Source organism: Oribacterium sp. KHPX15, from assembly GCF_900107835.1.
Lineage (GTDB): Bacteria > Bacillota > Clostridia > Lachnospirales > Lachnospiraceae > Oribacterium.
Map to the genome: position 1 here is coordinate 190691 of NZ_FNRG01000002.1, position 14108 is coordinate 204798.

The window sequence follows — 14108 nt, forward strand, 5'->3', positions numbered from 1 at the left end:
CATGGAGTTCGAGAAGTTAAAAGAGATCATAATAAGAGAAGTATCTCATGTTAAAGCAGACAAGATCACACTTGAAGCAAAGTTTGTGGATGATCTGGAGATGGATTCTCTGGATGTTGTTCAGGTGGTTATGGCAATTGAGGAGGAGTTTGGTATCGAGGTTCCGGACGATGCCGCTGAACATCTCACAACAGTTCAGGAAGCCGTTACAGCCATTCATGATGCAGTTGCAGCAAAAGGATAATTAAAAATACATCAGCCGGCCTATGGCCGGCTGCATTTTAAGGAGTATAAATGTCAGACGATTTAGAAAAGCTACAGGAAGCTTTAGGATATCACTTTAATGATGTGGGGCTCTTAAAACATGCCCTTACACATCCTTCCTTCAGTAATGAAAACGGTGAACCAAAGGAAGCTTCCAATCAAAGACTTGAATTTTTGGGAGATGCGGTACTCGAACTTATTTCAAGCGTATTTCTCTTTAACAGAAAACCCGTATTACAGGAGGGTGTCATGACCAAGGTCCGTGCATCACTGGTATGTGAACCTACGCTGGCAGAAGCCGCCAGAAAGGTGAATCTTGGTGATTACATCATCCTGGGAAAAGGAGAGGCAAGAGAACGCATCAATAACCGTGATTCTGTAATATCAGATGCATTTGAAGCCGTAATAGGCGCAATGTATCTGGACGGTGGTTTCGAACAGGCCCAGAATTTCGTGAATAAGCTTGTGCTTACCGACATTGAAAGCGCCGGTCTTTTCAGAGATGCAAAAACCGTTCTCCAGGAATATGTTTCCCAGAACAAAATGGAGCTCGAGTACAGAGTTATCGAGGAATCAGGTCCCTGCCATGACAGATTCTATCGTGTTCAGGCAATACTTAACAACAGGGAATACGGCATCGGCGAAGGTTCCAGTAAGAAAAAGGGTGAGCAGGGAGCAGCTTACCAGACATTAAAGCAGATTAAGGCGGAAACCGGATATGTATTTAAAATCTATTGAGGTTCAGGGCTTCAAGTCCTTTGCAAATAAGACAGTCCTTGATTTCAGTAAAGGAGTCACAGGCATCGTAGGCCCTAATGGCTCCGGAAAATCCAATATTTCCGATGCCGTTCGCTGGGTTCTCGGTGAACAGAAGGTAAAGCAGCTGCGTGGTTCTTCCATGCAGGACGTTATATTTGCCGGAACTCAGCTGAGACGTCCCCAGAGTTCAGCCTTTGTCGCCATAACTCTGGATAATTCAGACCGTCTCTTAAATATCGATTATGATGTGGTAACCGTATCCAGACGTCTTTACCGTTCGGGCGAATCAGAATATATGCTGAATGGCACAGAATGTCGACTAAAAGACATTAACGAGCTGTTCTATGATACCGGTATCGGTAAGGATGGTTACAGTATCATAGGACAGGGTCAGGTAGAAAAGATCCTTTCCGGTAAGCCTGAAGAGAGAAGAGATCTTTTTGACGAAGCTGTAGGTATCGTCAAATTCAAAAGAAGAAAAGCTCTGGCCGAGAAAAAGCTTACGGACGAGCAGGCAAATCTTACCCGTGTAACAGATATCCTTAACGAGCTGGAACGCCAGGTGGGACCTTTGAAAAAGCAGTCCGACGAGGCAAGACAATATCTTTCAATTCGTGACGAGCTTGTCAATGCGGATTCCAACCTCTTCATCAGAGATATGGATGACACCTTAAAGGGTCTTGATTCCATTAATGAAAATGCCAGCACGGTTAATGACGAACTGGCTGCCGTTAAGAAGGAATCGGAAGAGTTAAACAGCAAGTATACCGAAATAGAAGAAAAGATCAGAACTCTCGAAAGCGAAATCACCAACACAAAGGATGATATAAACAAGTCAGACCTTCTGAAAACAAACCTTCGCGGACAGATTGACGTTTTAAATGAGCAGATCAATACAGAAAAGAACAACGCCCTTCATTATACCCAGCGCATCAATGCCTTGAAGAAGGACATGTTCGACCGTATTTCTCAGATTGAGGATAATCTGAGCCTGTTAAAGTGGATCAGGGAACAGATTACTTTCATCAAAGATAACAAAGCCGGAACAGATGAAATGATGGAAAATATAGATCTGGATCTGGAAATGATCCAGTCTACCATGGACGAGACTTCGCTTACCATCAATTCCTGTATGGGTCCGGATTTTGAACTTGAGGAACGCCCTTTAAAGGAAACCGAGAAATCATCAAGCCTTAAAAGCGATGATTTCCTGGGAAACATCGAAGAACAGCGAAAAATCCTGGAAAAGCTGAACCTGCGTCTCGAAGAGGTTAAAAATCTCATTTCCTCAGACTCCGAGCTGGTTATGAAGCTCGGTGAAGCAAACCAGCAATTAAGAGATCAGATCAACCACAAGACCAGGGAGCACGATAATCTCAAAAACCGTCTCGAAACCCTTCGGAATCTCGCAGAACGCTACGAAGGCTATGGCAATGCAGTAAAGATGGTCATGGATCGTCGCGATCAGGAGCATGGTATCCTTGGTGTAGTTGCAGATCTCATCGAAGTTCCCAAGGATTATGAAACTGCCATAGAAACTGCCCTTGGCGGTTCTATACAGAACGTCGTAACAGAAGACGAAAACACCGCCAAGAACATGGTGCAGTACTTAAAACAGCACCGTTACGGACGTGCAACCTTCCTTCCTCTCTCAAACATTAAGGGTAGAAGGGATGACAATTGCGAACGTGCATGCTCTGAAAACGGAGCCATCGGACTTGGCTGTGACCTCATTAAATTTGATGCAAAATATAAGGGGCTTTCCGAGTTCCTGCTGGGAAGAGTCCTGGTGGTCAACAACATTGACACCGCTCTCAGTATCCAGAGAAAATATCGCCAGAGTCTGAGGATAGTAACTCTGGAGGGAGATCTTTTAAACCCGGGCGGTTCCATTTCCGGTGGTTCCTTCAGGAATAACTCTAACCTCATGGGCCGAAAGCGCGAGCTGGAGGAGATTGAGGAGCAGATACTCAAGGCCAAAAACGCCGTTGAAACTCTGAAGCATCAGCTTGCGGAGTCCGAGAGCAGAAGAGATCTCGCAAAAGCTTCCGTAGAGTCCCATCGACAGGAGATCGAGAAACTCACTCTGGAGCAGAATACCCAGACCATGGCTATCGCTTCCCAGATCAATGTTGAGTACTCATCCCTTTCGACACGTACCGACTTCGTTACCGAAAATCTTCACAGACTGAATTCAGAGCTTGAGGAGATCACTACCGAAAAGGGATCCATGGAGGATTCACAGCAGAATTCCGATAATGTTCTTCAGGAAAAGACTGATAAGATATCTGAACTTGAATCATTGATCGCCAATGCCGAGTCCGCTGCTCAGTCACTGAATGAAAAAATGACACAGGATGAAGAGCAGAAAACCGGTCTTTTGGAGGAACGAAAGTCCTTCTTCCAGAAAAAAGACGAGATATCTGTACGACTTCTCGATATGGAGAAGGAATCCATGCGTGTTCAGAACAAGAGAGAAAAGCTGGATGAAAAGATCGACAAGCTCACAAATTATATGTTTGACGAGTACGGTATCACATATGAAGAGGCGAAGAAGCGTTATTCTGACGAATACAAAAACACAAACGAGGTACGTACTCTTGTTAACCAGTTAAAGGGCAAGTTAAAGGCTCTCGGTCCTGTTAATCTGGATGCCATCGAGCAGTACAAAGAAGTGTCTGAACGTTATGAATTTTTGAACAATCAGTATCTGGATCTTACAGAATCCGAGAAGTCTCTTAATGAGATCATAGCGGAACTGGATCAGGGCATGCGTAAACAGTTCAATGAAAACTTCAAGCTCATTCAGGAACAGTTCAACAAAACCTTCAAGATACTTTTCGGCGGAGGGCAGGGCAGACTCGAGCTTGACACAGAGGATCCGGATGTTCTTACCGCATCCATTTCCATCATTGCAGAACCGCCCGGAAAGAAACTGCAGAACATGATGCAGCTTTCCGGAGGTGAAAAGGCACTTACGGCTATTGCATTGCTTTTTGCAATTCAGAATCTGAAACCGTCACCCTTCTGTCTGCTGGATGAGATCGAGGCAGCACTTGATGACTCCAATGTCACACGTTTTGCGGAGTACCTCCACACACTTATACAGACACAGTTCATAGTCATCACCCATAGAAGAGGAACTATGGAAAATGCTGACCGCCTGTTTGGTATCACCATGCAGGAAAAGGGTGTGTCAACACTGGTATCCGTTGACCTGGTACAGGATCAGCTGGAGGCATAATTTAAAGTAAACATTTTATTAACATCTGTCTAAAGTCCCTGAGCCAGTCTGTAAAAGTGGCACTAAGGACTTTAGACATAATATTTAGAAGCCGATCAAACTCTCATCTTAATGACAGGCATGAAAGCACCATCGGCTTTTAACAAGGAGAATGTGGATTTATGGCTAATTTCTTTTCCAAACTTATAAACAATATCTTCCAGACCAATGAGATCGCAGATGACGATTTTTATGAGAGTCTCGAAGACGCCATGATCATGTCGGATGTAGGTGTCACCACAACACTGAAAATCATCGATGCTATAAAAACAGAGGCCTCAAGCCGGGGCGTTAATACCACCCGCGAGATAAAGAAAATACTTCGTGATTATCTCTATGAGTTAATGAGAGTTGACGATTCCTATTATGATTTTGAGAAGCAGAAAAGTATCATTTCGGTGATCGGCGTCAACGGAGTAGGCAAAACCACTTCCATCGGGAAAATGGCCAGCAATTTCAAAAACAAGGGCAAGCGGGTAATCCTTGCCGCCGCAGACACTTTCAGAGCCGGTGCCATTGAGCAGCTCAAAGAATGGGGACACCGCATAGATGTTGATGTCATTGCCCAGAAAGAAGGTTCTGATCCTGCCGCAGTAGTTTTTGATGCACTTCAGTCCTTCAAATCTAAAAATGCCGATCTCCTCATCATTGATACTGCAGGACGTCTTCACAATAAGAAGAATCTTATGCAGGAGCTTGGAAAGATCAACAGGATCATCGATAAAGAATTCGCAGAAGGATACAGAGAAACTCTTGTAGTCCTTGATGCCACCACAGGACAGAATGCCATGTCCCAGGCCGAAATCTTCAAAGATGCCTGCCAGGTAACAGGCATTATCCTGACAAAAATGGACGGCACCGCAAAGGGCGGTATCGCCCTGGCAGTCCAGTCTGAACTCGGCATCCCCGTAAAATACATCGGCGTAGGCGAAAAAGCCTCCGACCTTCGACGCTTCGACGCGAAGGAATATGTAGATTCAATATTTGAAGACTAATAAATATGCTGTCAACAAAAAGTGTTGACAGCATATTTTTTTATGCTATACTAGCAAAGGTTTGAGGAGATTATGGATGGATGACTTTGTTTTGAGAGGCAATCTATATGAGTTATATGGCGGATTGCTCAATGAAAACCAGAGGAAAGTTTATGAATACCATATCGTTGACGATATGAGCTTCACAGAAATCGGTGAAGAGATGGGAACAACAAGACAGGCAGCACAGGAACTTTTCAGACGGGCAGACAAGAAGCTTCAGGAAACCGAAAAAACTCTGGGACTTCAATCCAAACTCACTAATATACGTGAGCGCGCCGTTGCAATCCTAAATCATGCAGAAGATAATGAGATACAAAAACTTGCAGGAGAGATCATAGATGGCATTTGAAAATCTGACAGACAGATTATCCAATATATTTTCGAACCTCGGACATAAAGGCAGGCTGACCGAGGATGATGTAAACCAGGCCTTAAGAGAAGTACGTATGGCACTTCTGGAGGCCGATGTTAACTTCAAGCTTGTTAAAGATTTCATAGCCAAGGTAAAAGAAAAGGCTATCGGTGAGGAGGTCCTCAGCAGTCTTACTCCTGCGCAGACAGTAGTAAAAATTGTAAACGAAGAACTCACCTCCATGATGGGTTCAGAAACCACTGAGATAGTACTCAAACCGGCAAGCGACATTACAGTCATCATGATGGCAGGTCTTCAAGGTGCAGGTAAAACAACCACTGCCGCAAAGCTTGCAGGAAAGTTCAAGTCCAACGGTCGTACTCCGGTACTGGTAGCATGCGATATTTACAGACCGGCTGCCATTGACCAGTTAAGAGTCAATGCCGAAAAAGTAAACATTCCTTTCTTCTCCCTGGGAGACAAGGTAAACCCGGTTGAAATAGCAAGAAAAGCTATTCAGGAAGCCAAAGAAAAACATTACAATGTTGTAATCCTGGATACAGCCGGACGTCTTCAGATAGACGAAAAGCTCATGGATGAGCTTCAGAACATTAAAAAAGCAGTTGAAGTACAGTGGACCATCCTTACTGTAGATGCCATGACAGGTCAGGAAGCCGTTAATGTGGCTGAGACCTTTTCAGATAAAGTAGGCATCGACGGTGTCATCCTCACAAAGTGTGACGGTGATACACGAGGCGGTGCCGCATTATCCATAAAAGCCATGACCGGCAAACCTATCCTTTACTTAGGTATGGGAGAAAAGTTGGATGATCTGGAACAGTTCTATCCGGATCGTATGGCAGGAAGAATCCTTGGAATGGGTGATGTACTTTCACTCATTGAAAAAGCCGAGAAAAACCTGGATGCGGAAAAGAGCCGCGAATCCATCGGAAAGCTTACCAGAGGTAAGTTTGACTACAACGACTTCATGGTTCAAATGGATCAGATGTCAAAGCTTGGAGGAATAGGCGGAATCCTCAAGATGCTTCCCGGAGCATCAGGCCTCGGTGACATTGACATGGATGACACCGAAAAACAGCTTGGCAAGGTTCGCGCCATTATTCAGTCTATGACTGCAAAAGAGCGTTCCAATCCGGATCTTATCAATCCTTCAAGAAAGCGCCGTATCGCTAATGGCGCCGGAGTTGACATAGCTGAAGTAAACCGGATTGTAAAGCAGTTTGAGCAGATGCGAAAGATGATGAAACAGTTCGGAGGAGCCATGAGAAGCAAACATGGCAGAGGCGGCCTGGGAGGCTTTGGCGGTCTCGGAAATCTCGGAGGTCTGGGCGGCTTTGGGAAAGGTGGAAGATTCCCGTTCTGACAAAAACCCTAAACCTGTCAGAAACCACTGATTCAGTCATTTTCGAATTTATTTCAGAATCAATGCAAGTCATTGTTCCGGATATATTTATATTAACCACAGATTTAACAGTACCAGACTGTTGATCATATATATCATTTATTTAGAAAATAGGAGAAAAATCATGTTAAAGATCAGATTAAGAAGAATGGGTCAGATTCACGCACCATATTACAGAGTAATCGTTGCTGATTCAAGATCACCAAGAAACGGAAAGTTCATCGAGGAGATCGGAACTTACAACCCTACCAAGGAGCCATCAGAGATCAAGATTGATGCTGAGAAGGCTAAGCAGTGGATTTCAAATGGCGCACAGCCAACAGAGTCAGTAGCTAAGCTTCTTAAGAGAGCCGGAATCAACTAATCCGCCGAGAGGAGACCTAATGAAGGAATTACTCGAAACAATTGCCAAGGCACTTGTTCAGAATCCTGATGATGTAAATGTCGTTGAGGAGAACAAGGATGGCGAGATCGTCCTGACCCTTTCTGTGAATGAGCAGGATATGGGTAAGGTTATCGGGCGTTCAGGTCGTATCGCAAAGGCAATCCGTTCTGTTATGTCTGCAGCGGCAAGCAAAGCAGATATAAAGGTATCCGTAGATATTAAGTGATATAATTACTCAGTATAGTCATGACTATGCTGAGTAATTGCAGTTAAAGGAAAAATATGCAGGAAAAACTGAGAGTCGGTACTATAGTTACCACCCATGGTCTTAAGGGCGAAGTTAAAGTATATCCTACAACCGACGAACCCGAGAGATTTTATGACCTTAAAAAAGTTTGGCTTGATCGTTCAGGCAAAATGGAAAATATGCTCCAGCTTGAGGTCGAAAATGTGAGATTTTCCAAAAATCTCGCTTTAGTGAAATTCAAAGAATACGATAGTATTGACGATGTAATGGCAATCCGTAAAGGAGAGCTTTACGTGGACAGAGCCGATGCTATCCCTCTCGCGGAAGGAGAGTATTTCGTCGGAGATATTATCGGCTGTAAGGTTCTGGATGAAAATGATACTGAACTCGGCACAGTAAAGGAGTTCATAGAAACCGGAGCCCACGATGTCATGCTGGTAAAGACTGAAGGCAAAGACCTTATGATACCGTATTGTGACCCGTTCATCCTTGAGAAAGCACCGGAAGAGGGCTATATCAGGGTTCATCTTATACCGGGTCTTTTGGATCTATGAAGAATTATTATGTTATGACCCTGTTTCCGGAACTGATAGACAATGTTGTCCGCGAGAGTATCAGCGGCAGAGCCATTCAGTCCGGACTCATGAGTGTTCAGGCTTTTAATATAAGAGATTACACAAAGGATTCCCATAATCACGTGGATGACTATCCCTATGGCGGAGGAGCCGGCATGCTTATGCAGGTACAGCCGGTAGTAGATTGCTACAGACATATAATCAATACCATCGGTCACCGTCCGGGAAGAGTCCTTTTCATGTCACCCCAGGGAAAAACTTTTGACCAGAAAATGGCAGAGGAGCTTTCCAAAGAAGAGGACATCCTCTTTTTATGCGGGCATTATGAGGGCATCGACGAACGTGCCCTTGAGATCCTTGAGGTCGAGCACGTTTCCATAGGTGATTATATCCTTACGGGAGGGGAACTGCCGGCCCTTAGTATGATAGATTCCATATCAAGACTTGTGCATGGAGTCCTCAATAAAGACGAGTCACATGAAATAGAAAGCTTTTCCGACGGCCTTCTGGAATATCCCCAGTACACCCGTCCGGAAAATTTCGAAGATCATATGGTTCCGAAGATCTTATTGTCCGGAGACCATAAAAAGGTGGATGAATGGCGTCATCAGATGAGCCTTGAGCGCACAAGAGAACGCCGCCCGGATCTGTATGAAAAATATGTTGCCGAAAATCCCGAGGAATTTGCACCGAAAAAGCCTAAGCGGAAGAGACATCATAAGCCGGCAGAGCAGTCGGAGCTTCCCTCGGAAAATCCGGAAATCTGACCGGAAATAAAGCAGTATTTGAATAATACGAATTTACTTGCAATATAAGTGAATATATGTTAAATTACAAAAGTTGTGACTAAGAAGAGATATTCCGCTGACGGTTCCATATGCTTGGAATAGGGGATTCCGGAGGATTTGTCCGGACGAGAAATCCGTGAATGAATGTCAAATAGAATTAGGAGGTAACACAATGGCAAACAGCGATATTATCAAGAACATTGAGCAGGGACAGCTTAAGGCTGAGGTTCCAAGCTTCAACACAGGTGACACAGTTAAGGTTTACAACAAGATCAAAGAGGGTAACCGCGAGAGATTACAGATCTTCGAGGGTACAGTTCTTAAGATTCAGGGTGGATCAAACAGAATCACATTCACAGTTAGAAAGACTTCTAACGGTGTAGGTGTTGAAAAGACATGGCCACTTCACAGCCCACTTGTTGAGAAGGTAGAAGTTATTAGACAGGGTAAGGTTAGAAGAGCTAAGCTTACATATCTCAGACAGCGTACAGGTAAGGCTGCCAAGGTTAAGGCACTGTAATCTGTTATTGATTAAGATCTTTGGGGCGTTCCGTTTACGGGATGCCCTTTTCCTATATAATTATAAAACCTGGAGGAGTGTCAGATGCGTGAAAAAAATATTGTATACATAACCGTACATACTCTGACAAATATTGCCGTCATCATAGCCTTAGCATGGTTTCTGGTTCACAGCTACCTTACAACAGCAGAAATATCAGGGCACAGTATGGAACCCGTTTTATCCTCCGGTGACCTGGTGCTGGTAGATACATTAGGCTATAAATTTTTCCATCCCAATAGAATGGATGTTGTTATATTTCGCAAAAACGACTCCACCGACAATGTAAAACGTATAGTTGGACTTCCGGGGGAAACCGTAACCATACAAAACGGCCGCATTTATATCGACGGAACTCTTATGGAAAATGACAAAATATCAAATATTTCCCTTGCAGGGGTGGCTGAAAAGCCGATAAAACTCACGGACGACGAATACTTTCTCATTGGTGACAATGCTGACTCATCGGAAGACAGCCGTTTTACCAATGTTGGAAACATTCATCGTTCTCAAATCATCGGAAAAATCTGGTTCCGTTTGCTGCCCACTCTAAAAATCGGCACCATAAGCTGATAATAATTTTTTCGCAGCTTATTTTGACGCCCACCCCGACTTCGAAGCCGGTTTATCCCTTACACTTACCGGTGCATAGAGAAAGGAGATCACCATGAACATCCAATGGTACCCCGGCCATATGGCCAAAGCCAAAAGAAATATACGCGAAGACCTTAAACTGGTTGACCTTGTGATCGAAGTAGTTGACGCCCGTTGTCCGGAGTCTTCCAGAAACCCGGATGTAGACAGTTTTGCAAAAGAAAAAGCCCGCATACTTCTTCTCAACAAGGCTGATCTTGCAGATAAAAAAGAAACACAGCGATTTGCGGCTTATTACTCAAAAAAAGGCTTTTATACCCTTGAAATAGATGCAAGAAACAAAGCCTCTCTTAAAAAGCTTAACAGCCTTATAGACGAAGCCTGCAAGCCCATCATGGAAAAAAACCTGAAAAAAGGCATTAAAACTCCTACCATCCGTGCCATGGTATTGGGAATTCCTAATGTTGGAAAGTCCACCTTTATCAATTCCTACGTAGGAAAATCCATGGCAAAAACCGGCAATAAACCGGGTGTCACCAGGGGAAATCAATGGATCAATGTGAACAAAAAGCTCCAGCTTCTGGATACTCCGGGTATAACCTGGCCTAAATTTGAACGCGAGATAGTAGGTCTGAATCTGGCACTTATCGGTTCCATAAACGACCAGATCATAAACATTGATGAACTGGTTTTCTATCTACTCAAGTACCTCGTCAGATATTATCCTGACGCGCTTATAAACAGGTACGGTGTTACTTTTGAGGAGGATGAAGAAGCCATAAAGGTTTTCGATGCCATAGGAACAAAGAGAGGCTGCATCATGAAGGGCGGAAATGTTGACTACACAAAGACCGCAAAAATCATACTTGATGACTTCAGGAACGGCCGCCTCGGAAACATTACCCTGGAACATACACCGGGGGCAGATGAGGAAGATAAATCATGAGAGAATTAAAGGGTGAACGTCTCGAGAAAGAGCTTGCAAGACTCAAGCTTATGCGGGAGTTTGAAAACTCATACCCGGAATACACTTTGATAGCAGGTCTGGACGAAGCCGGAAGAGGGCCTCTTGCAGGTCCTGTTGTAGCCGCCTGCTGCATTCTTCCCAGGGATGCGGTGATACTTTATTTAAATGACTCAAAGAAGCTCAGTGAGAAAAGACGCGAGGAGCTGCTGCCGGAGGTAAAGGAAAAGGCATTGGCCTATGGATATGGCATCGTTGATGAGAAAAGAATTGATGAAATAAACATCCTTCAGGCAGATTATGAGGCTATGCGTATAGCTATTGCCAATGCTTCCAAAATGCTCAAAGAGAAAGGGCTTGGAGATGCGCCACAGCTTCTTTTAAATGATGCGGTAATTGTACCTGAAATCAACATACCCCAGGTTTCCATCATTAAAGGTGATGCGAAGTCTATTTCCATAGCTGCGGCCAGTGTCATAGCAAAAGTCACAAGGGATCATCTCATGGCAGAATATGATGAGCTGTATCCGGGCTACGGCTTTGCAAAGCATAAAGGCTACGGCACGGCTGCTCATATCGCTGCACTTAAGGAACTGGGACCATGTCCCATTCACAGAAGATCCTTCATAAAAAAGTTCGTTTGAGGTCAGCTATTGAACACACCCTCACAAAACAATAATAAAACCTTACCCGGGATTTTTACTGCACCGGTCACCGGGAATGAATTGCAGTCCGGACTCCGTAATATCCGGAGTGACCAAAGAAAAGCCAATCACGAAAAGGGCTCTGCATCAGAAAAAAAGGCTGCCCGATATCTGGAGGATAAGGGATATGAAATCCTCACACAGAACTTCCGATTCCACAAAAATGAAATCGATATAATTGCAAAGGACGGAAAATACCTGGTCTTTGTAGAAGTAAAGGCTCGAAAGAATTCTCTGCATGGCTACGGCTTTCAGGCAGTGGATCTTCATAAGCAGTCACTCATCAGAAAGGTAGCTCAGGCTTACCTTATAAATAACCGCCTGAGTCTTACGGACACTCCCTGCAGATTTGATGTAGTGTCCCTTGACGGCGGCGAGATAACTTTGTTTAAAAATGCATTTTGATATGGTATAATGCACTCTGAATATGTACAAATACTGGAGGCAGGCATGTTAGCTAAAGACAGTAAAAAGAAAATCATTCTTACCGGTGACAGACCAACCGGAAAACTTCACCTTGGACACTACATCGGTTCCCTTAAAAGAAGAGTTGAGTTGCAGAACTCCGGGAAATTTGATGAGATCAATATCCTCGTTGCTGATGATCAGGCATTAACAGATAACTGGGCAAACCCAAAGAAGGTTCGCGATAACATCATAGAAGTAACATTGGACTATTTATCTGTGGGAATAGATCCTGATAAGTCCAATATCTGCATACAGTCAGGAATCCCGGCTTTGCATGCGCTGACTTTTTACTATATGAATCTCGTAACAACCCAGAGACTTTCACGTAATCCGACTGTTAAATCAGAGATGCAGATGCGTGGTTTCAGCGGTAATGATTCCGACGATAATGAAGCCGGACTTCCTGCAGGATTCTTTACATATCCTGTTTCTCAGACTGCAGATATCACAGCATTTAAGGCAACCACTGTACCTGCCGGCGAAGATCAGATGCCTATGGTAGAGCAGTGCCGTGAGATTGCCCACAGATTTAACACCATATATAACTGTGATGTTCTTGTGGAGCCGGATATCCTTATTCCCGAGAACAGTGCCCAGAGAAGACTCCCCGGCATCGACGGAAAAGCAAAGATGTCAAAGTCTCTTGGCAACTGTATTTATCTTTCCGATGACGCAAAGTCTGTAAAGCAGAAGATAATGAGTATGTATACAGACCCTACACATATAAACATTGACGATCCCGGTCATATCGAGGGCAATATGGTATTTACCTATCTTGATGCTTTCCTTCGCGATGACAGCCAGTTTGCGGATTATCTCCCTGACTATAAGAATCTTCAGGAGATGAAGGATCATTACCGGCGCGGCGGACTTGGGGATATGAAGTGCAAGAAGTTCCTTCTCAAGGTTGTGGAAGAGATGCTTGATCCTATCCGTACCGAGCGTGCCAAGTGGGAGAACAATATCGGCGAGGTATATGACATATTAAAGACCGGAACAGACCATGCTGTTAAGGTAACCAATCAGACTCTTTCAGAGTGCCGTGAGGCCATGAGGATCAATTATTTTGATGACAAAAACACCATGGTTAATGATTGGGAAGACTGGCTCAAGGAAAGCCATCAATAAAAATGGGCACCTGGAAATCAAGAGGACTTAGAGGTTCTCAACTTGAAGATCTCATAAACCGAACCAATGAGGCTTACCAGGATAAGCATCTGGCGGTTGTCCAAAAGATACCAACGCCCATCACACCTATAAATATGAATGCTGAGCACACCCAGATCACACTGGCTTATTTTGACCAGAAGTCAACAGTAGACTACATTGGGATCGTGCAAGGCATTCCTATTTGTTTTGATGCAAAAGAGTGCGCCAAGGATCTCTGGCCCCTGGCGAATCTTCATCCTCACCAGGTCAGATTCATGAGTGAATTTGAAAAACAGGGCGGCATCAGTTTTATCATTCTTTCATTTACAGAAAGAAACGAAATGTACTACATTCCTTTCCGTGACATACTTTATTTTTGGGAAAGAATGGAAAATGGCGGCAAAAAATCCTTTAACTACGGCGAAATAGATCACAATTATCTGATCCGTTCACTGAAGGATATGTTCGTACACTATTTGGAACCTTTGCAGAGGGATCTTGACGAACGTGACAGGGCCGGCTCAGGGGAAGAAGATAAAACCAATCTTTAAGGAGTA

At 44.0% G+C, this 14108-nt stretch carries 17 protein-coding genes; all 17 read left to right on the plus strand.

Annotated elements, in window-relative coordinates; all coding sequences use genetic code 11:
• The first annotated feature begins 1 nt into the window (after position 1).
• The 17 genes from acpP to BLV86_RS02265 all read left to right on the plus strand — a co-directional run bounded on the left by acpP (position 2) and on the right by BLV86_RS02265 (position 14102).
• A complete protein-coding gene (gene acpP / locus BLV86_RS02185; protein WP_031552984.1) occupies positions 2-244 on the plus strand; it encodes an acyl carrier protein in 243 nt (80 codons plus the stop codon).
• 50 nt (positions 245-294) lie between these two features.
• Complete coding sequence (rnc, locus tag BLV86_RS02190) at positions 295-1002, plus strand: ribonuclease III (RefSeq protein ID WP_031552986.1); 708 nt, start codon at positions 295-297, stop codon at positions 1000-1002.
• Entirely contained in the window at positions 983-4267 is a 3285-nt protein-coding gene (gene smc / locus BLV86_RS02195; protein ID WP_090814971.1) for a chromosome segregation protein SMC, read from the plus strand. Before rnc ends, smc begins: the two co-directional genes overlap by 20 nt.
• Positions 4268-4428: 161 nt before the next feature.
• Entirely contained in the window at positions 4429-5301 is an 873-nt protein-coding gene (gene ftsY / locus BLV86_RS02200; RefSeq protein WP_031552990.1) for a signal recognition particle-docking protein FtsY, read from the plus strand.
• Between the two features lie 76 nt (positions 5302-5377).
• The gene (locus BLV86_RS02205; RefSeq protein ID WP_031552991.1) at positions 5378-5692 is read left to right on the plus strand and encodes a sigma factor-like helix-turn-helix DNA-binding protein; all 315 of its coding nucleotides are present in this window, start codon (positions 5378-5380) and stop codon (positions 5690-5692) included.
• Positions 5682-7079: a signal recognition particle protein gene (gene ffh / locus BLV86_RS02210; RefSeq protein ID WP_031552993.1), complete on the plus strand. Its 1398-nt coding sequence runs from the start codon at positions 5682-5684 to the stop codon at positions 7077-7079. The genes BLV86_RS02205 and ffh overlap by 11 nt, the downstream gene beginning before the upstream one ends.
• Before the next feature lie 160 nt (positions 7080-7239).
• Positions 7240-7482, plus strand: coding sequence for a 30S ribosomal protein S16 (gene rpsP, locus BLV86_RS02215; RefSeq protein WP_031552995.1), 243 nt, complete (start codon positions 7240-7242; stop codon positions 7480-7482).
• A 19-nt stretch (positions 7483-7501) separates the two neighbouring features.
• A complete protein-coding gene (locus BLV86_RS02220) occupies positions 7502-7729 on the plus strand; it encodes a KH domain-containing protein (protein WP_031552997.1) in 228 nt (75 codons plus the stop codon).
• Between the two features lie 56 nt (positions 7730-7785).
• Positions 7786-8304 carry a ribosome maturation factor RimM gene (gene rimM / locus BLV86_RS02225; protein ID WP_090814972.1) on the plus strand — a complete coding sequence of 173 codons (519 nt, stop codon included), beginning with the start codon at positions 7786-7788 and terminating at the stop codon, positions 8302-8304.
• Positions 8301-9092 (plus strand): tRNA (guanosine(37)-N1)-methyltransferase TrmD, encoded by a 792-nt coding sequence (gene trmD, locus BLV86_RS02230; protein WP_090814973.1) that lies wholly within the window; start codon positions 8301-8303, stop codon positions 9090-9092. Before rimM ends, trmD begins: the two co-directional genes overlap by 4 nt.
• A 193-nt stretch (positions 9093-9285) precedes the next feature.
• Positions 9286-9633, plus strand: a complete 348-nt coding sequence (gene rplS, locus BLV86_RS02235; RefSeq protein WP_031553005.1) for a 50S ribosomal protein L19 — start codon at positions 9286-9288, stop codon at positions 9631-9633.
• A gap of 84 nt (positions 9634-9717) precedes the next feature.
• Positions 9718-10245: a signal peptidase I gene (gene lepB, locus BLV86_RS02240; protein WP_031553009.1), complete on the plus strand. Its 528-nt coding sequence runs from the start codon at positions 9718-9720 to the stop codon at positions 10243-10245.
• A gap of 94 nt (positions 10246-10339) precedes the next feature.
• The gene (gene ylqF, locus BLV86_RS02245) at positions 10340-11212 is read left to right on the plus strand and encodes a ribosome biogenesis GTPase YlqF (protein ID WP_031553011.1); all 873 of its coding nucleotides are present in this window, start codon (positions 10340-10342) and stop codon (positions 11210-11212) included.
• Positions 11209-11874: a ribonuclease HII gene (locus tag BLV86_RS02250; RefSeq protein ID WP_090814974.1), complete on the plus strand. Its 666-nt coding sequence runs from the start codon at positions 11209-11211 to the stop codon at positions 11872-11874. Before ylqF ends, BLV86_RS02250 begins: the two co-directional genes overlap by 4 nt.
• 9 nt (positions 11875-11883) lie before the next feature.
• The gene (locus BLV86_RS02255) at positions 11884-12339 is read left to right on the plus strand and encodes a YraN family protein (RefSeq protein ID WP_242873211.1); all 456 of its coding nucleotides are present in this window, start codon (positions 11884-11886) and stop codon (positions 12337-12339) included.
• 45 nt (positions 12340-12384) lie between these two features.
• The gene (trpS, locus tag BLV86_RS02260; RefSeq protein WP_090814975.1) at positions 12385-13530 is read left to right on the plus strand and encodes a tryptophan--tRNA ligase; all 1146 of its coding nucleotides are present in this window, start codon (positions 12385-12387) and stop codon (positions 13528-13530) included.
• 2 nt (positions 13531-13532) lie between these two features.
• The gene (locus BLV86_RS02265) at positions 13533-14102 is read left to right on the plus strand and encodes a Holliday junction resolvase RecU (RefSeq protein ID WP_044916878.1); all 570 of its coding nucleotides are present in this window, start codon (positions 13533-13535) and stop codon (positions 14100-14102) included.
• Positions 14103-14108 lie beyond the last annotated feature (6 nt).

Coding starts and splice junctions, on each gene's coding strand:
- trpS (WP_090814975.1), top strand. CDS start 12,385: ATGTTAGCTAAAGACAGTAAAAAGAAAATCATTCTTACCGGTGACAGA.
- rimM (WP_090814972.1), top strand. CDS start 7,786: ATGCAGGAAAAACTGAGAGTCGGTACTATAGTTACCACCCATGGTCTT.
- lepB (WP_031553009.1), top strand. CDS start 9,718: ATGCGTGAAAAAAATATTGTATACATAACCGTACATACTCTGACAAAT.
- BLV86_RS02220 (WP_031552997.1), top strand. CDS start 7,502: ATGAAGGAATTACTCGAAACAATTGCCAAGGCACTTGTTCAGAATCCT.
- ylqF (WP_031553011.1), top strand. CDS start 10,340: ATGAACATCCAATGGTACCCCGGCCATATGGCCAAAGCCAAAAGAAAT.
- ffh (WP_031552993.1), top strand. CDS start 5,682: ATGGCATTTGAAAATCTGACAGACAGATTATCCAATATATTTTCGAAC.
- trmD (WP_090814973.1), top strand. CDS start 8,301: ATGAAGAATTATTATGTTATGACCCTGTTTCCGGAACTGATAGACAAT.
- BLV86_RS02205 (WP_031552991.1), top strand. CDS start 5,378: ATGGATGACTTTGTTTTGAGAGGCAATCTATATGAGTTATATGGCGGA.
- BLV86_RS02250 (WP_090814974.1), top strand. CDS start 11,209: ATGAGAGAATTAAAGGGTGAACGTCTCGAGAAAGAGCTTGCAAGACTC.
- rplS (WP_031553005.1), top strand. CDS start 9,286: ATGGCAAACAGCGATATTATCAAGAACATTGAGCAGGGACAGCTTAAG.
- smc (WP_090814971.1), top strand. CDS start 983: ATGTATTTAAAATCTATTGAGGTTCAGGGCTTCAAGTCCTTTGCAAAT.
- BLV86_RS02265 (WP_044916878.1), top strand. CDS start 13,533: ATGGGCACCTGGAAATCAAGAGGACTTAGAGGTTCTCAACTTGAAGAT.
- acpP (WP_031552984.1), top strand. CDS start 2: ATGGAGTTCGAGAAGTTAAAAGAGATCATAATAAGAGAAGTATCTCAT.
- ftsY (WP_031552990.1), top strand. CDS start 4,429: ATGGCTAATTTCTTTTCCAAACTTATAAACAATATCTTCCAGACCAAT.
- rnc (WP_031552986.1), top strand. CDS start 295: ATGTCAGACGATTTAGAAAAGCTACAGGAAGCTTTAGGATATCACTTT.